The organism is Cronobacter muytjensii ATCC 51329, assembly GCF_001277195.1.
Classification (GTDB): domain Bacteria; phylum Pseudomonadota; class Gammaproteobacteria; order Enterobacterales; family Enterobacteriaceae; genus Cronobacter; species Cronobacter muytjensii.
The window spans coordinates 2,518,111-2,537,247 of the sequence record NZ_CP012268.1 but is presented as its reverse complement, the minus strand read 5'-3'; the positions used below and the strand labels follow the sequence as shown (position 1 = coordinate 2,537,247).

At 58.1% G+C, this 19,137-nt stretch carries 15 protein-coding genes; 6 read left to right on the top strand and 9 right to left on the bottom strand.

Features of this window, described 5'->3' with window-relative positions:
- Positions 1-8: 8 nt before the first annotated feature.
- Both hcp and AFK63_RS11750 read right to left on the bottom strand, forming a co-directional pair.
- Entirely contained in the window at positions 9-1,661 is a 1,653-nt protein-coding gene (gene hcp, locus AFK63_RS11755; RefSeq protein ID WP_038863853.1) for a hydroxylamine reductase, read from the bottom strand.
- Between the two features lie 140 nt (positions 1,662-1,801).
- Positions 1,802-2,701, bottom strand: a complete 900-nt coding sequence (locus AFK63_RS11750) for a lysine exporter LysO family protein (RefSeq protein ID WP_038863852.1) — start codon at positions 2,699-2,701, stop codon at positions 1,802-1,804.
- A 268-nt stretch (positions 2,702-2,969) separates the two neighbouring features.
- On the opposite strand from AFK63_RS11750, the gene AFK63_RS11745 reads away from it, so the two are divergent.
- The gene (locus tag AFK63_RS11745; protein WP_038863850.1) at positions 2,970-4,628 is read left to right on the top strand and encodes an ATP-dependent nuclease; all 1,659 of its coding nucleotides are present in this window, start codon (positions 2,970-2,972) and stop codon (positions 4,626-4,628) included.
- Between the two features lie 89 nt (positions 4,629-4,717).
- On the opposite strand, the gene AFK63_RS11740 is transcribed toward AFK63_RS11745, so the two are convergent.
- Positions 4,718-5,686, bottom strand: coding sequence for a VirK/YbjX family protein (locus AFK63_RS11740; protein WP_038863849.1), 969 nt, complete (start codon positions 5,684-5,686; stop codon positions 4,718-4,720).
- 164 nt (positions 5,687-5,850) lie between these two features.
- Between AFK63_RS11740 and macA the strand changes: the two genes are divergently transcribed.
- Both macA and macB read left to right on the top strand, forming a co-directional pair.
- A complete protein-coding gene (macA, locus tag AFK63_RS11735) occupies positions 5,851-6,963 on the top strand; it encodes a macrolide transporter subunit MacA (protein WP_038863846.1) in 1,113 nt (370 codons plus the stop codon).
- The gene (gene macB, locus AFK63_RS11730) at positions 6,960-8,903 is read left to right on the top strand and encodes a macrolide ABC transporter ATP-binding protein/permease MacB (protein WP_038863845.1); all 1,944 of its coding nucleotides are present in this window, start codon (positions 6,960-6,962) and stop codon (positions 8,901-8,903) included. The genes macA and macB overlap by 4 nt, the downstream gene beginning before the upstream one ends.
- Positions 8,904-8,967: 64 nt before the next feature.
- On the opposite strand, the gene cspD is transcribed toward macB, so the two are convergent.
- Complete coding sequence (cspD, locus tag AFK63_RS11725; RefSeq protein ID WP_007664616.1) at positions 8,968-9,198, bottom strand: cold shock-like protein CspD; 231 nt, start codon at positions 9,196-9,198, stop codon at positions 8,968-8,970.
- A 325-nt stretch (positions 9,199-9,523) separates the two neighbouring features.
- Here cspD and clpS point away from each other — a divergent pair, with 325 nt between their 5' ends.
- The gene (clpS, locus tag AFK63_RS11720) at positions 9,524-9,844 is read left to right on the top strand and encodes an ATP-dependent Clp protease adapter ClpS (RefSeq protein ID WP_038863842.1); all 321 of its coding nucleotides are present in this window, start codon (positions 9,524-9,526) and stop codon (positions 9,842-9,844) included.
- 28 nt (positions 9,845-9,872) lie between these two features.
- A complete protein-coding gene (clpA, locus tag AFK63_RS11715) occupies positions 9,873-12,146 on the top strand; it encodes an ATP-dependent Clp protease ATP-binding subunit ClpA (RefSeq protein ID WP_038863840.1) in 2,274 nt (757 codons plus the stop codon).
- A 179-nt stretch (positions 12,147-12,325) separates the two neighbouring features.
- Here the strand turns inward: clpA and infA are convergent, their stop codons facing one another.
- From infA to trxB, 5 genes are all read right to left on the bottom strand, one after another.
- Positions 12,326-12,544 carry a translation initiation factor IF-1 gene (gene infA / locus AFK63_RS11710; protein WP_001040187.1) on the bottom strand — a complete coding sequence of 73 codons (219 nt, stop codon included), beginning with the start codon at positions 12,542-12,544 and terminating at the stop codon, positions 12,326-12,328.
- Between the two features lie 275 nt (positions 12,545-12,819).
- Positions 12,820-13,524, bottom strand: coding sequence for a leucyl/phenylalanyl-tRNA--protein transferase (aat, locus tag AFK63_RS11705; protein ID WP_038863839.1), 705 nt, complete (start codon positions 13,522-13,524; stop codon positions 12,820-12,822).
- Between the two features lie 37 nt (positions 13,525-13,561).
- Complete coding sequence (gene cydC, locus AFK63_RS11700) at positions 13,562-15,295, bottom strand: heme ABC transporter ATP-binding protein/permease CydC (protein ID WP_038863838.1); 1,734 nt, start codon at positions 15,293-15,295, stop codon at positions 13,562-13,564.
- Entirely contained in the window at positions 15,296-17,062 is a 1,767-nt protein-coding gene (cydD, locus tag AFK63_RS11695; protein ID WP_038863836.1) for a heme ABC transporter permease/ATP-binding protein CydD, read from the bottom strand.
- A 115-nt stretch (positions 17,063-17,177) separates the two neighbouring features.
- Positions 17,178-18,146, bottom strand: a complete 969-nt coding sequence (trxB, locus tag AFK63_RS11690) for a thioredoxin-disulfide reductase (protein ID WP_038863835.1) — start codon at positions 18,144-18,146, stop codon at positions 17,178-17,180.
- A 469-nt stretch (positions 18,147-18,615) separates the two neighbouring features.
- On the opposite strand from trxB, the gene lrp reads away from it, so the two are divergent.
- Positions 18,616-19,110 carry a leucine-responsive transcriptional regulator Lrp gene (lrp, locus tag AFK63_RS11685; RefSeq protein WP_000228469.1) on the top strand — a complete coding sequence of 165 codons (495 nt, stop codon included), beginning with the start codon at positions 18,616-18,618 and terminating at the stop codon, positions 19,108-19,110.
- The last annotated feature ends 27 nt before the right edge of the window (positions 19,111-19,137 follow it).

The window sequence follows — 19,137 nt, the reverse complement described above, 5'->3', positions numbered from 1 at the left end:
TTTCCTCCTTACGCGCCCAGCAGCGCGCGCATATCCTGCTCAACGGTGGTGACCTGGCGCAGGCCGAACTTCTCATTCAGCACCGCCAGCAGATCCGGCGTCAGGAAGCCAGGCGCGGTCGGGCCGGTAATAATATTGGTCACGCCGAGCGACAGCAGAGTCAGCAGGATCACGATAGCTTTCTGTTCAAACCAGGAGAGCACCAGCGACAGCGGCAGATCATTGACGCCGCAGCCGAGTTTTTCGGCCAGCGTCACCGCGAGAATAATCGCCGAGTAGGCGTCGTTACACTGGCCGGCGTCCACCAGACGAGGCAGCCCTTCGATATTGCCGAAGTCGAGCTTATTGAAGCGGTATTTGCCGCAGGCCAGGGTCAGGATCAGGCAATCCTCCGGCACCTGGGTGGCGAAATCGGTAAAGTAGCTGCGTTCGCCGCGCGCGCCGTCGCAGCCGCCCACCAGGAAGATGTGGCGCAGTTTCTCACGGCTCACGAGATCAATGAGCGTGTCGGCGGCGCCGAGCAGCGTCTGGCGGCCGAAACCAACGGTAATCAGGTGTTCAATCTCAGAATACGGGAAGCCCGCCATCTGCTGCGCCTGAGCGATGACCGGCGCGAAGTTGTCGCCTTCGAGGTGGCTGACGCCTGGCCAGCCGACGATGCTGCGGGTCCAGATGCGATCGTCATAATTGCCGACGGTCGGGTCGATAATGCAGTTGGACGTCATCACAATCGGGCCAGGGAAGCGGGCGAATTCCACCTGCTGGTTCTGCCAGCCGCTGCCGTAGTTGCCGACCAGATGCTTAAATTTGCGCAGCTCCGGGTAGCCGTGCGCGGGCAGCATTTCGCCGTGAGTATAAACGTTAACGCCGGTGCCTTCGGTCTGCTCCAGCAGGTTATAGAGATCGTTCAGATCGTGGCCGGAAATCAGAACACATTTGCCCGCCACGGCTTTGACATTGACCTGCGTCGGGGTCGGGTGGCCATATTTGCTGGTTTCGCCTGCGTCCAGGATGCTCATTACTTTGAAATTCATCTGGCCGATTTCCATCGCGCATTCCAGCAGCGCGTTCATATCCGCAGGCCAGGTGCCGAGCCACGCCATAATTTTGTGATACTGCGCATAGATATCGTTGTCTGACTTCCCGAGCACGTGCGCGTGTTCCATATACGCCGCCGCGCCTTTCAGCCCATAGAGGCACAGCAGGCGCAGGCCAAGAATATTCTCGCCTATCACCGCTTTATCGATATTCGGGGCGAAGGCGGCGGCCTGGCGCTGTAACTCGCCGAGGTCGTCGCTCGCAAGCGTTAGCGCCGCCATCGGATTGTCGACCTGCGCGTTTTCGTCAACAGCCAGACACTGGGCTTTCAGCGCGTCGCGCAGCGCAATCGCTTCGCGGGTGTAGCCCACAATGCGCGGCGAATCGAAGTTCACGTTGGTGAGAGTGGAGAAGAAAGCGCGGGGCGCAAAGCTATCTACATGATGGTCGATGATGCCAAGCTCACGCGCTTTGACCGCCCAGGCGGAAAGCCCCTGCAAAGCCGCAATCAGCAGATCCTGCAGGTCGGAGGTTTCGGCGGTCTTTCCGCACATCCCCTGCGCATACGCGCAGCCATTGCCCGCCGGAGTACGAATCGTTTGTTCACATTGCACGCAAAACATGATGACACCTTAAAGTTATATTTAATATGCATGTTTAAGGTTAGGCCTGGGCGCAGGGGGAGAAAAGCATTTTTTAAGGAACCTGAAGTGAGATTGACGTAGCGCAATTTTGGCGGCAGGAGCCTACCGCCAAAGAGGTATCAGGCGGCAAACAGCGCCATGAGCAACGGTACCAGCAGGCTCAGAATAAAGCCGTGAACAATGGCGGCGGGCACCAGTTCCAGCCCGCCGCTGCGTTGTAAAACTGGCAGCGTGAAGTCCATCGATGTCGCTCCGCAGATGCCGAGCGCGGTGGAACGGCTGCGGCGTACCAGCGCCGGGATCAGCATAATCGCGATAAGCTCGCGGCCCAGATCGTTAAAGAACGCGGCGCTGCCGATAACCGGCCCCCAGGATTCCGTTATCAGAATGCCGGAGAGCGAGTACCAGCCGAAGCCTGATGCCATCGCCAGCCCCGCGCGCAGCGGCAGCCCCAACAGCTGCGCGTTCACGACGCCCGCGATAAGCGAACTGCCCAGCACCACGACCGCCACCATCATGCCGCGACGGTTAAGCACAATCTGCCTGAGCGTCATGCCGTTGTTACGAAGCTGAATGCCTATCAGGAACAGCAGGAAAATTAAGGTGTATTCGCTCGCCTCGGTGGCGTGCTTAAGAAACGTAAGGCCGGTCAGCCCCAGCAGAAAGCCGAGCACCACGACGCCGCACAGCTTGAGGGATTCCAGCGCCATCGCGAGGCGCGACGGTAGTTTCTCCTGATGATGCCGATGGCGCCACGGGATCGCGCGTTCAAGCCACAGCAGGGCGGCGATATTGCACAACATAATGACTGTAATGCTGACGGCGGAATAATGAAAAATCGCCAGCAGATTCGCAGACAGATTATCAAGAAACGCCAGGCTTATTCCCATAAAGAACAGAATGATATACACCAGCCAGCTTAAAAACCGGTTGATAAGCCGCAGCGCGCCTGCTTTGCGCAGGGGAATAAGGTAGCCGAGAATAAGCGGTACTAAAATAATTAACAGTCCTGCAAACATGAGGCGGGGGATCCCTGAAATACCTGAAATTATGGTGCCGCCACACCCTACAGAATTCGCCACTGCGAGTAAAGCCGCCATTATCAGCGATATTTCATTGCGTTAGCGCATAATGAAAGTCATTAATGACGCGCCTTCATCATCACAATTTTTATTATTACGAGATGTCTCGCAGCGATGCGTATTCATCGGCACAGTGCCTGTTAAGCCTCTGATTGAATAGCTATACTGGCCACATGCAGCCATGCCTGATGCAGCCGGAGGAAAGATGTTTCTTGAGCGTGTGGAGATCGCCGGGTTTCGCGGAATTAACCGCTTATCGTTAACGCTTGAACATAATAATGTGCTGATTGGCGAAAACGCGTGGGGGAAATCGAGCCTGCTGGACGCCCTGACGCTGCTGCTAAACCCCGGGGACGCGCTCTATTCCTTTACCCGCCACGATTTCTGGTTTCCGCCTGGCGATATTCACGGGCGCGAGCGACATCTGCATGTGATCCTCATCTTTCGCGAGTCGGAGCCAGGTGATGCCGGGCGCCACCGCTACCGTGGACTGCGGCCGCTCTGGACGGCGGGCGACGAAAATTATCAGCGGATTTTCTACCGGCTGGAAGGCGAGCTTAACGACGATGAAAGCGTGCTGACGCTGCGCAGTTTTCTCAACGCGCAGGGAGAGGCGCTGGCGCTTGAGGATATCGATAACAGCGCGCGCCAGCTTATCCGGTTAAGCCCGGTGCTGCGGCTGCGCGACGCCCGCTTTATGCGCCGCCTGCATGACAGCGCTATCGCCCATACCCCGCAGGTTGAAGTGACGGCCCGCGAGCTTGATTATCTGACGCGCGAACTGGTCTCCCGCCCGCAAAACCTGACGGATGAACAGATTCGCCAGGGGCTGTCGGCGATGGTGCAACTGCTGGAACACTACTTTTCCGAGCAGGGCGCGCCAGGGCCGCGTTACCGCCTGATGCGTCGTCATTCGCATGATGAACAGCGCAGCTGGCGCTATCTCGACACTATCAACCGTATGATTGATAAACCTGGCGGGCGAGCCTATCGGGTGATCCTGCTTGGGCTTTTCGCCACGCTGTTACAGGCCAAAGGCAATGTGCGGCTCGATAAATACGCCCGCCCGCTGCTGCTGGTCGAAGACCCCGAAACGCGCCTGCATCCGATTATGCTGTCAGTGGCCTGGCAGTTGCTGAATCTGCTGCCGCTGCAAAAACTCACCACCACCAATTCAGGCGAACTGCTGTCGATGACGCCAGTGGAGGACGTGTGTCGCCTGGTGCGCGCTTCCGGCAAAGTGGCGGCCTGGCGTCTCGGGCCTGGCGGTATGAACGCCGAAGACAGCCGCCGCATCGCATTTCATATTCGCTTTAACCGCCCCTCGGCGCTGTTCGCGCGCTGCTGGCTGCTGGTGGAAGGCGAAACGGAAGTCTGGATGATGAACGAACTGGCGCGCCAGTGCGGCTACCATTTCGAGGCTGAAGGCGTAAAAGTGATTGAGTTCGCCCAGTCAGGTTTAAAGCCGTTAATTAAGTTCGCCCGCCGTATGGGCATTGACTGGCACGTGCTGGTGGATGGTGACGACGCCGGGCGCAAATACGCCGCAACGGTGAAAGGGCTGGTCAACCACGACAGCGAACAGGTGCGTCAGCACTTAACCGAGCTCCCGGCGCTGGATATGGAGCACTTTATGTATCGCGAGGGATTTGAGACGGTGTTTTACCGGGTGGCGCAGCTGCCGGACGGCGTACATATGAATATGCGGCGGGTTATCGTCAAGGCTATCCACCGCTCCTCAAAGCCCGATCTGGCCATAGAAGTAGCGATGGAGGCCGCGCGCCGCGGTATAGACGCCGTGCCGTCGCTGCTACGCAAAATGTTCTCCCGTGTGCTGTGGCTCGCCCGCGGGCGCGCGGATTAACGTATCGTGTAGCGGGGAAGTGCAGGGCGGGTAAACGCACCGCACCTGCCGAAAGAGATGTAGCGGGCAAGCGAAGCGCACCTGCCAGCTCAACGCCCCGCAACTTGACTCTCGTTAAACCACGCGGCGATTTGGGCAGTCATACTGTCCAGCAGCTCATAACGGCGGCGATACTCCGCGCGTTTTTTACTGGCTATCTCCTCAAGCGATTTCCGCGCGATGTGCAGCGGCATGTGATAAAGGCCCTGCGCGTCCTTCTCACCGCCCAGCGACGCCCAGAAGCTGTCATAGTCGGCATGCAGTTTATCTTTTTTCTTCTTCGCGTAGCGCCAGCTGCGGTAGATATGCGTGTCGTTACTGACGGCGAGGATCTGGCTTACGGCGAAATGGCGCGCCAGCAGGCAGACGGCCTCCAGCAGCAGGCGTTTGGGGAACAGCCCGTGGCAGGCTTTGGTCGCAAGCTGGATCTTGTCATGTTCCACCCAGGCTTTGGCACCCTGTAAGCCGCCGATAAACAGCGTGCTTTTCCCGCCAACTTCGCACAAGGTGAACGTCATCTCGGCGAGCACGACGCCGGCGGCGTCGCGGAAAATCATCGTCGTTTCGCCCTCTTTATCGAGATCCGCGACGGCGGCGAGGTCGAGACGATACTGCGCGTCGTTTTTGCCGGTAAGCAGGGCAAGCGTGACGCCCGGACGGGTGAGGTGCCCGTGCATCAGCGCGCTGGGCAGAAGACGCGCGATATGCTGGTAGTGGTATTCCAGCGCAGCCAGCGCCTGCTGGCGGGAAACATTCACGGAGAGCCACGGCCGGTGCAGGCGGCACGGCAAACCTGGCTGGGCATGCAGCAGCGCGTCCAGCATGGGCTGTTGCGCCAGCACGGCAAGCCAGCGGCGGGTGGCGAAAGGCGTCACCAGCGAACGCAGCATAAATTTACGGCGATAGGCCGGGTTCTGCCAGGCGAGCCCCGGCGTTTTCTGACCGGTCGCGAGCAGGCGGAAGAGCTGCCAGGCGCTGTGGGCTGGCGATGGTACGGAAAGTTCGGCGAGTGCGGACATAGCCCAGTCTCATGCGTGATGAACAATGAGGCTATGGGAACAAACCATCACTCAACGCAATATCAACGCCCTGGTTTATTTACAGGTCGCATAGGGTTTGGTTGAGATTGCGTTTAGAATAGGAGAGCAAACTCTGTTTACTCGTCTGAAACGTCAGGAAAGATATGAAGCTTAAGGGAAGGATCAAGAAGCGCTACGTGGTGCTGGCTCTGGTTATCATTATTGGCGGTATCTGGCTGTGGAAGACCCTGAATGCGCCGCTGCCCCGCTATCAGACCATGCTGGTGCGCAAAGGGGATTTGCAGCAGAGCGTACTGGCGACCGGCAAACTCGACGCGCTGCGCAAAGTGGATGTCGGCGCGCAGGTGAGTGGCCAGTTAAAAACCTTGTCGGTCAATATCGGCGATAAAGTGAAAAAGGATCAGCTGCTTGGGGTTATTGACCCGGAGCAGGCCGAAAACCAAATCAAAGAAGTGGAAGCGACGCTGATGGAGCTGCGTGCGCAGCGGCGACAGGCCGAGGCGGAAATGAAGCTTGCCCGCGTCACGCTTTCTCGTCAGCAACAGCTCGCCCGCACTCAGGCGGTCTCGCGCCAGGATCTGGATACCGCCGCCACCGAACTTGCAGTAAAAGAAGCGCAAATCGGCACGATCGACGCGCAGATCCAGCGTAACCAGGCGTCACTCAGCACCGCGAAAACCAATCTGGACTATACCCGCATCACCGCGCCTATCGCGGGCGAAGTGACGCAGATAACCACGCTACAGGGCCAGACAGTGATCGCCGCCCAGCAGGCACCGAACATTCTGACGCTGGCCGATCTCAGCACGATGCTGGTGAAAGCGCAGGTTTCCGAGGCAGATGTCATCCATCTTAAGCCCGGCCAGAAAGCCTGGTTTACCGTGCTCGGCGATCCGCTGACCCGTTATGAAGGGCGGCTGAAAGATATTCTCCCCACGCCGGAAAAAATCAACGACGCCATTTTTTATTACGCCCGTTTTGAAGTGCCGAACCCGCAGGGGGTTCTGCGTCTTGATATGACCGCGCAGGTGCATATTCAGCTTGGCGGCGTCAGTAATGTGCTGACCATTCCGCTGGCGGCGCTGGGCGAGCCTGTCGGAGATAACCGCTATAACGTGACGCTGCTGCGTAACGGTGAAACCCGCGAGCGCGAAGTGACTATTGGCGTGCGCAATGATACGCAGGTCGAAGTAGTGAAAGGCCTCGACGAAGGCGATGAAGTGGTGATCGGCCGCGCGGTCGGGAGCGACCAATGACGGCGCTGCTTGAACTGCGCGATATTCGCCGCAGTTATCCGTCGGGCGACACCGATGTTGAAGTGCTTAAAGGCGTCTCCCTGACCATTCACGCCGGTGAAATGGTGGCGATCGTCGGCGCGTCCGGCTCCGGGAAGTCGACGCTGATGAATATTCTCGGCTGCCTCGATAAGCCGAGCAGCGGCAGCTATAAGGTGGCGGGCGTGGATGTGGCGACGCTTGACAGCGACGCGCTGGCCCGCCTGCGGCGCGAACACTTCGGCTTTATTTTCCAGCGTTACCATCTGCTCTCGCATCTGACGGCGGCACAGAATGTCGAAGTCCCGGCGATTTATGCCGGCACCGGACGTGCCGCGCGACAGGCGCGGGCGCGGGAATTGCTGGCGCGGCTCGGTCTTGAGGCGCGGGTGGATTATCAACCGTCGCAGCTCTCCGGCGGGCAGCAGCAGCGCGTCAGTATCGCCCGCGCGCTGATGAATGGCGGACAGGTGATCCTCGCGGACGAACCGACCGGCGCGCTCGACAGCCATTCCGGCGAAGAAGTGATAGCGACGCTAAAGCAACTGCGCGATCGCGGGCATACCGTGATTATCGTAACCCACGACCCGAATGTCGCCGCGCAGGCGGAGCGGGTTATCGAAATCCGTGACGGGGAAATCATCAGTAACCCGCCGCCGGTGGCGACGCGCGACGGGGCGGGGTTGAACGCGCAGCCGCACGACGCTCCGGCGTTAGGGCAGTTTATCAACAGTTTTCGCGAGGCGCTCACCATGGCGTGGCTTGCGATGGCGGCCAATAAGATGCGCACGTTACTGACGATGCTCGGCATTATTATCGGCATCGCGTCGGTGGTCTCTATCGTGGTGGTCGGGGATGCCGCCAAGCAGATGGTGCTGGAAGATATTCGCTCCATTGGCACAAACACGATTGACGTCTACCCCGGTAAGGATTTCGGCGATGACGATCCGCAGTATCAGCAGGCGTTACAGTATGACGATTTGCAGGCGATCCAGCGTCAGCCGTGGGTGAGTTCCGCCACGCCTGCCGTCTCGCAGAATTTACGGCTGCGCTACGGCAATGTGGATGTCGCCGCCAGCGCCAACGGCGTGAGTGGGCAATATTTCAACGTTTACGGCATGACTTTCAGCGAGGGCAATACCTTTAACGACGAGCAGTTGCGTGGCCGCGCGCAGGTGGTGGTTATCGACAGCAACGCCCGCCGTCAGCTCTTTCCCAATAAGGCGAGCGTCGTCGGCGAAGTGGTGCTGGTGGGCAACATGCCCGCGACGGTTATCGGCGTCGCGGAAGAAAAACAGTCGATGTTCGGCAGCAGCAAAATTCTGCGGGTGTGGATGCCGTACAGCACCATGTCCGGGCGCATCATGGGTCAGTCGTGGCTGAACTCCGTCACCGTGCGCGTGAAAGAGGGCTACGACAGCGGCGAGGCGGAGCAGCAACTGACCCGGTTACTGACGCTCCGCCACGGCAAAAAAGACTTTTTCACCTGGAATATGGATGGCGTGTTGAAAACGGCGGAAAAGACCACACGTACACTTCAGCTGTTTTTAACGCTGGTGGCGGTGATTTCGCTGGTCGTCGGCGGGATCGGGGTGATGAATATCATGCTGGTGTCGGTGACCGAGCGTACCCGTGAAATCGGCATTCGTATGGCGGTCGGTGCGCGCGCAAGCGACGTCTTACAGCAGTTTTTAATCGAAGCTGTGCTGGTGTGTCTGGTAGGCGGAGCGCTCGGGATCGGCTTGTCGCTGCTTATCGCCTTTTCTCTGCAACTTATTCTGCCCGGCTGGGAGATTGGCTTTTCGCCGGTGGCGCTGTTGACGGCGTTTTTATGCTCCAGCGCGACGGGCGTGTTGTTCGGCTGGCTACCCGCCCGCAGCGCCGCGCGGCTTAATCCTGTCGATGCGCTGGCGCGGGAATAAATAAAAATGCCAGTCCACGGGACTGGCATTTCAGGAGCAGGATGTACACAATGAAACAGAAGAGTTACGCAACTGCGGATGCGACTTCTGCTTCAAGAGGGACAATAACGCTGGCATGGTTGCCTTTGGGACCCTGATGTACATCGAACCTCACGACTTGTCCGGCTTTCAGCGTTCTGTAGCCGTCCATCTGGATTGTAGAGTAGTGCGCGAAGATATCTTCGCCGCCGCCTTCAGGGCAGATAAACCCGAACCCTTTGGCGTTATTGAACCATTTAACAGTACCCGTCTCCATGCTTCGACATCCTTCATAAGTCTTATTGAGTAAGATGGATTGAACCGGTGGGTGAGGGGGGCTGTTCAAAACCTCGCCAACTCACGCTTGTACAATTTAGAGAAATCGCACTCTTCGTCAAGCGTTGAGCGGGGTCTGGCAGGTGGGATTGAGTCAAAATTTTGAAGCAGTTAACGCTATTTTCATTAATGTGACAGAGCTCGCGAATACCAGTGATAGCTGGTGGCGTGCTGAACATTAGGGTAGATTCAGGATGCGTATTACACTCAACCAGAGCGCCGGAAAACACGCTGGCTGTACTGTTTAACCATGATGACGACTGGCAATGAGTAAAGACAAAAGTTGGCTGGATTTTGACCATTTGGCGGAAGATGACCTGCGCGAAGCGCTAAAACCGCCATCTATGTATAAAGTTATATTAATGAACGATGATTACACGCCGATGGAATTTGTCATTGACGTGCTGCAAAAGTTCTTTTCTTATGATGTAGAACGTGCAACGCAACTGATGCTCACGGTTCACTATCAGGGGAAAGCCATCTGTGGCGTTTTCACCGCGGAAGTGGCGGAAACCAAAGTGGCGCTGGTGAACAAATATGCGAGGGAGAACGAGTATCCGTTGTTGTGTACGCTGGAAAAAGCCTGATTAAGGCAAACTATTGAGGGGGTGCCCTATGCTCAACCAGGAACTGGAACTCAGTTTAAACATGGCTTTCGCCAGAGCGCGCGAGCACCGACACGAGTTTATGACCGTCGAGCATCTGTTACTGGCTCTGCTCAGTAACCCATCGGCACGGGAGGCGCTTGAAGCCTGCTCCGTGGATCTGGTGGCGCTGCGTCAGGAACTCGAAGCCTTCATCGAACAAACCACACCCGTACTGCCCATGACAGAAGAAGAGCGCGACACTCAGCCGACGCTCAGCTTCCAGCGCGTGTTGCAGCGTGCGGTATTCCACGTCCAGTCCTCCGGCCGTAGCGAAGTGACCGGCGCGAATGTCTTAGTGGCTATCTTCAGCGAACAGGAGTCCCAGGCGGCCTATCTGTTGCGTAAACATGAAGTCAGCCGCCTCGATGTGGTGAATTTCATCTCTCACGGCACCCGTAAAGACGAGCCAGGCCAGGCGCCGGGCAATGATAATCCGGTCAACGAAGAGCAGGCAGGCGGGGAGGAGCGTATGGAAAACTTCACCACCAATCTCAATCAGCTTGCCCGCGTTGGCGGCATTGATCCGCTGATTGGCCGCGATAAAGAGCTGGAGCGCGCCATTCAGGTGCTCTGCCGTCGCCGGAAAAACAACCCGCTGCTGGTCGGCGAATCGGGCGTCGGGAAAACCGCCATTGCCGAAGGGCTTGCCTGGCGTATCGTGCAGGGCGACGTGCCGGAAGTGATGGCCGACTGCACCATTTACGCGCTGGATATCGGCTCGCTGCTGGCGGGCACTAAGTACCGCGGCGATTTTGAAAAACGCTTTAAGGCGCTGCTTAAACAGCTGGAGCAGGATAACAACAGCATCCTGTTCATTGATGAGATCCATACCATCATCGGCGCGGGCGCGGCCTCTGGCGGCCAGGTGGATGCGGCTAACCTGATTAAACCGCTGCTTTCCAGCGGCAAAATCCGGGTGATGGGCTCCACGACGTATCAGGAGTTCAGCAATATTTTCGAAAAAGACCGCGCGCTGGCGCGTCGCTTCCAGAAAATCGACATCACCGAGCCGAGCGTTGAGGAAACCGTACAGATAATCAACGGCCTGAAGCCGAAGTATGAAGCGCACCACGACGTGCGTTACACCGCGAAAGCGGTACGCGCGGCGGTGGAACTGGCGGTGAAATATATCAACGACCGCCATCTGCCGGACAAAGCCATCGACGTTATCGATGAAGCGGGCGCGCGGGCGCGTCTGATGCCTGTCAGCAAGCGTAAGAAAACGGTTAACGTGGCGGATATCGAGTCTGTCGTGGCCCGTATCGCGCGTATTCCGGAGAAGAGCGTGTCGCAAAGCGATCGCGATACGCTGAAAAATCTGGGCGATCGCCTGAAAATGCTGGTGTTTGGTCAGGATAAAGCCATTGAGGCTTTAACTGAGGCCATCAAAATGAGCCGCGCGGGGCTGGGCCACGATCGTAAACCGGTCGGTTCTTTCCTCTTCGCGGGCCCGACCGGCGTCGGGAAAACCGAGGTGACGGTGCAACTGTCTAAAGCGCTGGGTATTGAACTGCTGCGCTTTGATATGTCCGAGTATATGGAGCGTCATACCGTCAGCCGCCTGATTGGCGCGCCTCCGGGCTATGTCGGCTTCGATCAGGGCGGTCTTTTGACCGACGCGGTTATCAAGCATCCGCATGCGGTTCTGCTGCTTGATGAGATAGAAAAAGCGCATCCGGACGTCTTTAACCTGCTGCTGCAGGTGATGGATAACGGCACGCTCACCGATAACAACGGGCGCAAAGCGGATTTCCGCAACGTGATTCTGGTGATGACGACCAACGCCGGCGTGCGTGAAACCGAGCGTAAATCCATCGGGCTTATCCGTCAGGACAACAGTACTGATGCGATGGAGGAGATCAAAAAGATCTTTACGCCGGAGTTCCGCAACCGTCTCGACAATATCATCTGGTTCAACCATCTCTCTTCCGAGGTGATCCATCAGGTGGTCGACAAGTTCATCGTCGAATTGCAGGCGCAGCTTGACCAGAAAGGCGTTTCCCTGGAAGTGAGTCAGGAAGCGCGCGACTGGCTGGCGGAGAAAGGCTATGATCGTGCGATGGGCGCACGTCCGATGACCCGCGTGATTCAGGACAACCTGAAAAAACCGCTGGCCAACGAACTGCTCTTCGGCTCGCTGGTGGATGGCGGTCAGGTTTCCGTCGCGCTGGATAAAGATGCCGATAAGCTGACGTACAGCTTCCAGAGCGCGCAGAAGCATAAGCCTGAAGCCGCGCACTAAGCGATACGCGCTAAACACAACGCCGGATAGCGATATCCGGCGTTTTTTTATATGTTTTCAGCGGCATAACATGCGTCGCGCCCATAAAAAAGCGCCGCTAAGTGCGGCGCTTTTTCTCAGGCTGGCGCGGCAAACGGCGGCGCGGCCCGGCTTCTCACTGGGGAGAAGCCTGTACAAACTTAGCGACTACGGAAGACAATGCGGCCTTTGCTCAGGTCGTACGGGGTCAGCTCAACAGTCACTTTGTCGCCCGTCAGAATGCGGATGTAGTTTTTGCGCATTTTACCGGAGATATGGGCAGTTACCACGTGACCGTTTTCCAGTTCTACGCGGAACATAGTGTTAGGTAACGTTTCAAGAACGGTACCCTGCATTTCAATATTGTCTTCTTTGGCCATCTAATCCTCTGGGGTATCACTACCATAGTTTGAACCGGCAAGATAATGCCCAAGTTCACCCATTAAGTAAAGTTTTGCGGGCGAAATGCCCATTGTACCGCTGCGCCTTCCTGCCCCCACGACAAAACCGCGCGGGCAGCGCAAGCGTAACGGGGAGCGTGAGATCCAAAGCGTTGCGTTAACGGAGGGTCCCAAAACGGCGGCAGGGTAATGGCAGTCATTTTCTGCGTGCGTAAGTATAACACCCTGATAAAAAATGTGCCGAAAACATTCTGTTATCCTGCCGAGGTAAAGAGGGTTTGCGGTATCCAGCAGCGTTCTTGAACCGGCAACTGGCGCAGTTCGCCCAGTCGTTGCAGATAATCGCGGCGCGGGATCTCTATAGCGCCCAGCGATGCGGTATGCGGATTCAACACCTGGCAGTCGATAAGCCTGCCGCCCTGCGCCTGGAAGTACTCACAAAAGACGACCAGCGCGGTTTTTGAGGCATTTTCCCGGCGGCTGAACATCGATTCGCCACAAAACAGCGCGCCCTGCGCTACGCCATACATGCCGCCCACCAGCTGATCCTCCAGCCAGACTTCAACCGAGTGCGCGTGACCCAGTTCATGCAGGCGCTGCCAGGCGATAATGACGTCATTAGTTATCCATGTGCCGTCGTCGCGATCGCTGGCGCAACCCTGAATGACAGCGTTGAAGGCGTGATTCAGCGTCACGCGATAAGGCGAGCGGCGATGAAAGCGCTTCATGCTACGGCTGATATGCAGCCGGTCGGGCCAGAGCACCGCGCGCGGATCGGGCGACCACCATAAGATCGGGTCGCCAGGCGAAAACCACGGAAAAATCCCGTGCTGATAGGCCATCATCAGGCGCGCCGGGCTGAGATCGCCGCCTAAGGCCAGTAAACCGTTGGGTTCACGTAACGCCCCCTCGGGCGAGGGGAAAGCAATCGAATGACGAGAAAGCTGCACCAGACGCATCACAACGGCGCTCCCTGACAACGTTGTCAAATATCAATCAATGATAGTGTACTGTTCGCTGACGAAACTGATAATACCGTCCCTGCTGCGCCAGTAATTCTGCGTGACTACCTTGCTCAATAATCTGCCCGTTGTCCATGACAATGATGCGATCGAACGCCGTCAGGCCCTGCAGGCGATGGGTGACCATCAGCAACGTTTTCTGCGTGGCGACGTCCCTGACCAGCGCGAGTATCTGACGCTCGGTTTCTGCATCCAGCCCCTCTGTCGGCTCATCCAGTAAAAGTATCGGCGCGTCGTGCAGCAGCGCGCGGGCGATACCGAGACGGCGCAGCTCGCCGCCGGAAAGCTGACGCCCGCCTTCGCCAAGCCAGGCATTCAGGCCGTCGTCTGCCAGCAGTTTCTCTAACCCCACGCGTTCAAGCGCGGCGGCAAGGGCGGCGTCATCCGCCTCCGGCGCGGCGAGCCGCAGGTTATCCCGAAGGGTAGCGCTGAACAGATGCACGCGCTGCGGCACGACGCTCATCGTCGCGCGTAAGGCGGCTTCGTTATACGCGGCGAGGGCAACGCCGCCCAGCATCACCGCGCCCTGCGTCGGATCCCAGGCGCGGGTGAGCAGTTGCAGCAGCGTCGACTTACCGCAGCCGGTGCGCCCAAGTATCGCGATATGCTCGCCCGGCGCGACATCAAGGGTAATATCGCGCAGCGCAGGCTGCGGCTGGCCCGGATAACTAAAGCTCACATCACGCAGCGTCAGCGACGCCTCGCGCGGCGCGTCGGCGCCTGGCCTGGCAAAGGCGATGTCTGCAGGCTGCTCGATAACGTCGCTGACGCGACGGGCGGAAGCGATCACCTGGCCGAGATGCTGGAACGCGCCGCCCACCGGCGCCAGCGCTTCAAAAGCCGCCAGCGCGCAGAAGACAAAGAGCGCAATCAGCGAGCCGTGCGCGCTGTTGCCGCCGACGCCGCCTGCGGCCATCCAGAGAATCAGCACGACTGTCATGCCGCTTATCAGCGTCATCATTGCCTGCGAGAGCGCCGTCAGACCGGCCTGACGACGTTGCGCCTCGTGCCAGGCTTGTTCAGTCGCGTCGAGATTATCGCGATAGCGCCCGGCAGCGCCAAAAATCGACAGCTCCGCCTGGCCGTGCAGCCAGCTGGTCAACTGCTGGCGATAGCTGGCACGCAGCCCGGTCAGCGCTTCGCCCACCGGACGACCCGCGCGATAGAAAAGGGGAGGAAGCAGCAACAGCGTCGCCAGCATGATCCCGCCAAGCGTCAGCGCCAGCGTGATATCCAGCACGCTCAGGCCCAGCGTCACAACCACGATAACGGCTAGCGCGCCGATAAGCGGCGACATCACGCGCAGGTAAAGGTGATCCAGCGTATCGACGTCCGCCACCAGACGGTTTAGCAACTCGCCCTGACGAAAACGCGCCAGCCCCGAAGGGGAGAGGGGCAAGAGGCGGCTGAAGGTGTGAACCCGTAAATGTTCCAGCACGCGGAACGTGGCTTCATGGCTCACGAGACGCTCGAAGTAGCGCCCGGCGGTGCGAAAAATCGCGGCGCCGCGCACGCCCGCGGCAGGCAGCATATAGTTGAAACTGTAAAGGCCGGCCATGCCCACGACCGCTGAGGCGGACAGGAACCAGCCTGAAAGCGTCAGCAGACCGATGCTGGCGAGCAGCGTTACGATAGCCAGCACGACACCGAGCGTCAGCAGCCATTTGTGGCGTTTATAGAGCGCCAGATAGGGTAATAATGCGCGCATTTAAATCTCCTCCTGACGGTGCGCCAGCAGCGCCGCGAAATAGCCGTCGGCGGCGCTGAGAGTGGCGACATCGCCCCGTTCCACCAGGCGGCCATCGCGCATCACCCAGACTTCATCCCAGGCGGCGATATCATCAATCTGGTGTGTAACCATCAGCGTGGTCTGCGCCAGCGACGCGCTCTCCAGCGCCTGCATCACACGGCGCTCGCTGCCTGCGTCAAGGCTTGCGGACGGCTCATCCAGCAGCAACAAACGGCAGGGTGAGAGAAGGGCGCGGGCGACGGCTACGCGCTGCGCCTGGCCGACGGAAAGTCCGGATGACTGATCGCCGACGGGCGTGTCCACGCCCTGCGCCAGCAGCGGCAGAAATTCGCTTACCCAGGCTTTATCGAGCGCCGCCTGAAGCTGCGCTTCGCTCGCGTCAGGATCGGTCAGCAGCACGTTCTCTTTTAGCGTCTGTGCCGGCAACTGCGGGTTTTGCCCCACCCAGCTCAACTGACGACGCCAGCTTTCCGGCTCCAGCTCGCGCAGCTCAACGCCATTAACGCGCAGCGAGCCTTCATACGGCAGAAAACCGGCCAGCAGATTCAGAAGCGAGCTTTTACCCGCGCCGCTTTGCCCTACCAGCGCCACGCGTTTGCCCGCAGGCAGCGTGAAATTGAGCGGCCCGGCGAGGCGTTTGCCTTGCGGGGAGAGAATAGTGAGCCCCTGCGCGTCAAGCGTGATCGGCTCGCAGCCGGAAAGCTCCAGCGTGCCTTTTTCGGCATGCTGAATAGGGGTTTCGAGGAAGGTTTTCAGGCTGTCGGCTGCGCCGATCGCCTGCGCTTTGGCGTGATAAAACGTCCCAAGATCGCGCAGCGGCTGGAAGAACTCTGGCGCCAGTATCAGCGCCAGGAAGCCCGCGAACAGCGTCACGCCGGTGCCATAATGGCCGAAGTTAAGCTCGCCCAGATAAGAAAATCCGAAATAAACCGCCACCAGCGCAATAGAGAGCGAGGTGAAAAATTCCAGCACGCCGGACGAGAGAAACGCCAGGCGCAGCACTTCCATGGTGCGCTGGCGGAAATCCTGCGAGGCGGCCTGAATGTTGCGCGTTTCCGCCGCGCCGCGGTGGAAAAGACGCAGCGTTTCCATACCGCGCAGGCGGTCGAGAAAGTTGCCGCTAAGCCGCGCCAGCGCCTGGAAATTACGGCGGTTGGCGTCGGCGGCACCCATGCCGACCATGGCCATAAAGAGTGGGATCAGCGGCGCGGTGCCGAGAAGGATCAGGGCCGCAGTCCAGTTGTAGGGGAAAATCGCCAGCACAATCAGCAGCGGCACGCTCGCCGCCAGCGCCATTTGCGGCAGATAACGGGCATAGAAATCGTGCATATCGTCAATCTGCTCAAGGATAAGCGTCGCCCAGCTACCGGCGGGTTTGCCCTGGATCCAGGCCGGGCCCGCCTCCTGAAGACGGTCCATTACCTGCTGGCGGATGCGCGCGCGAATATGCTGTCCGGCATGGAACCCAACTTTTTCGCGCAGCCAGACTATCCACGCGCGCAGCACGAAGACCAGAATCAGCAGGACAAACGGCAGCAAGAGCGCCTCGCGCGGGATGCCTTTCATTATCATGTCATGCAGGAGATCGGCCAGCAGCCAGGCCTGTGCGACGATAAGCAGACCGCTCACCACGCCGAGCAGGCGCGACAGGCTGAGCCAGCGGCGGGAGATAACGCTTTGCTGTTTAAGCCAGCGGGTCAGTTCTTGTTGACGGGTTTTATTCATTGCATGCACTGAGCAGTAAAATCCAGAGTGCTCGCCGCAAGGCGAGAGAGCAGGCAATGTTACAACGGGGATAAAAGAAAGGCGACTGATTCGTCGCCTTGTTTAAATCGTGGAATTAGCTGTGCTTTTCAGCCAGACCGTCCAGATAGCGCTCGGCGTCCAGCGCGGCCATACAGCCGGTGCCAGCGGAGGTGATCGCCTGGCGGTAGATATGGTCCATCACGTCGCCTGCGGCGAAGACGCCAGGGATGCTGGTCTGCGTGGCGTTACCGTGGATGCCGGATTGCACTTTGATGTAGCCGTTCTCAAGTTCCAGCTGACCATCAAAAATCGCGGTGTTCGGGCTGTGACCGATTGCGACAAACAGGCCCGCGACATCCAGCGTCTCGACGTTTTCCGGATTCAGCGTGTCGCGCAGACGCAGACCGCTCACGCCCATCTGATCGCCGGTCACTTCTTCGAGCGTGCGGTGCGTGTGCAGCACGATATTGCCGCTTTCCACTTTATCCATCAGGCGTTTGACGAGAATTTTCTCGGCGCGGAAGGTATCACGACGGTGGATCAGGTGCACTTCAGAGGCGATATTCGCCAGGTACAGCGCTTCCTCCACCGCCGTGTTGCCGCCGCCGATGACGGCAACTTTCTGGTTGCGGTAGAAGAAACCGTCGCAGGTCGCGCAGGCGGAGACGCCGCGGCCTTTGTAGGCTTCTTCCGACGGCAGGCCCAGATAACGCGCGGACGCGCCAGTCGCGATAATCAGCGCATCGCAGGTGTATTCGCCGCTGTCGCCAATAAGACGGAACGGACGGTTTTGCAGATCGACCTTGTTGATATGGTCGAACAGGATTTCTGTTTCAAACTTCGCGGCATGCTCATGCATGCGTTCCATCAACAGCGGACCGGTCAAATCATGCGGGTCGCCCGGCCAGTTTTCCACTTCAGTGGTGGTCGTCAACTGACCGCCTTTTTCCATCCCGGTAATCAGAACCGGTTTCAGGTTAGCGCGCGCCGCGTAGACCGCAGCGGTGTATCCCGCCGGGCCGGAGCCAAGAATTAACAGCTTACTGTGTTTAGCCGTGCCCATGAGATCCTCATTGTTGTTGGCAGACAATGGGCTGGATTGTAGGGAATTTGCCGGGGTAAAAAAAGAGTGTGGCAATTTTGTTAACGATTCATGCAATAGCTTTAGCCAATAGCGTCATTATTTTTACTGATTAAAAAGCGCGGCAGATAAGGCAATAAAATGAGGAATAATCGCCGGTCGTTACCACTCTCTGGCACGTTCTACTAAAAATCGATGTTTTGCTTTGACAATCCCCTGCGCTTTTGCGAAAACATTCGAGGAAGAAAAAAGGGTTGGCTTTGGTTGTAGCGCATTCTGGCGCAAGCTTGTGCCAATTTCCGGGCTATTGAAATTCACGCATGGCGTGGACAGACGCCATGCGTAATATCGATAGCTGCCAGCGGGCAACGGTCTTCTAACTGACACCCTGAACAGTGAAGTGCAATGGGTAATGGCAGGTGTAGGGAAGGAATACAGAGAGACAATAATAATGGTAGATAGCAAGAAGCGCCCTGGCAAAGATCTCGACCGTATCGATCGTAACATTCTTAATGAGCTGCAAAAGGATGGGCGTATTTCTAACGTCGAGCTTTCAAAAAGAGTGGGTCTTTCCCCGACGCCGTGCCTTGAGCGCGTTCGTCGTCTGGAACGACAGGGTTTTATTCAGGGCTACACGGCTCTGCTGAACCCGCATTATCTGGATGCCTCACTTCTGGTTTTTGTTGAGATTACTCTGAATCGTGGCGCGCCGGATGTATTTGAGCAGTTCAATGCCGCTGTACAAAAGCTGGAAGAAATTCAGGAGTGCCATCTGGTTTCCGGTGATTTCGACTACCTGTTGAAAACCCGCGTACCGGATATGTCCGCTTACCGTAAGCTGTTGGGCGAAACCCTGCTGCGTCTGCCGGGCGTCAATGACACCCGTACTTACGTGGTCATGGAAGAAGTTAAGCAGAGTAATCGTCTGGTCATTAAAACCCGCTAACACAGAACAGGTGCAAACCGGGCGTAG

Excerpts from the sequence above, each read along its gene's own strand:
- trxB (WP_038863835.1), bottom strand. The coding sequence starts at position 18,146 with ATGGGCACGGCTAAACACAGTAAGCTGTTAATTCTTGGCTCCGGCCCG.
- hcp (WP_038863853.1), bottom strand. The coding sequence starts at position 1,661 with ATGTTTTGCGTGCAATGTGAACAAACGATTCGTACTCCGGCGGGCAAT.
- macB (WP_038863845.1), top strand. The coding sequence starts at position 6,960 with ATGACGGCGCTGCTTGAACTGCGCGATATTCGCCGCAGTTATCCGTCG.
- cydD (WP_038863836.1), bottom strand. The coding sequence starts at position 17,062 with ATGAATAAAACCCGTCAACAAGAACTGACCCGCTGGCTTAAACAGCAA.
- AFK63_RS11750 (WP_038863852.1), bottom strand. The coding sequence starts at position 2,701 with ATGTTTGCAGGACTGTTAATTATTTTAGTACCGCTTATTCTCGGCTAC.
- cydC (WP_038863838.1), bottom strand. The coding sequence starts at position 15,295 with ATGCGCGCATTATTACCCTATCTGGCGCTCTATAAACGCCACAAATGG.
- macA (WP_038863846.1), top strand. The coding sequence starts at position 5,851 with ATGAAGCTTAAGGGAAGGATCAAGAAGCGCTACGTGGTGCTGGCTCTG.
- cspD (WP_007664616.1), bottom strand. The coding sequence starts at position 9,198 with ATGGAGACGGGTACTGTTAAATGGTTCAATAACGCCAAAGGGTTCGGG.
- clpS (WP_038863842.1), top strand. The coding sequence starts at position 9,524 with ATGAGTAAAGACAAAAGTTGGCTGGATTTTGACCATTTGGCGGAAGAT.
- aat (WP_038863839.1), bottom strand. The coding sequence starts at position 13,524 with ATGCGTCTGGTGCAGCTTTCTCGTCATTCGATTGCTTTCCCCTCGCCC.
- infA (WP_001040187.1), bottom strand. The coding sequence starts at position 12,544 with ATGGCCAAAGAAGACAATATTGAAATGCAGGGTACCGTTCTTGAAACG.
- AFK63_RS11740 (WP_038863849.1), bottom strand. The coding sequence starts at position 5,686 with ATGTCCGCACTCGCCGAACTTTCCGTACCATCGCCAGCCCACAGCGCC.
- AFK63_RS11745 (WP_038863850.1), top strand. The coding sequence starts at position 2,970 with ATGTTTCTTGAGCGTGTGGAGATCGCCGGGTTTCGCGGAATTAACCGC.
- lrp (WP_000228469.1), top strand. The coding sequence starts at position 18,616 with ATGGTAGATAGCAAGAAGCGCCCTGGCAAAGATCTCGACCGTATCGAT.
- clpA (WP_038863840.1), top strand. The coding sequence starts at position 9,873 with ATGCTCAACCAGGAACTGGAACTCAGTTTAAACATGGCTTTCGCCAGA.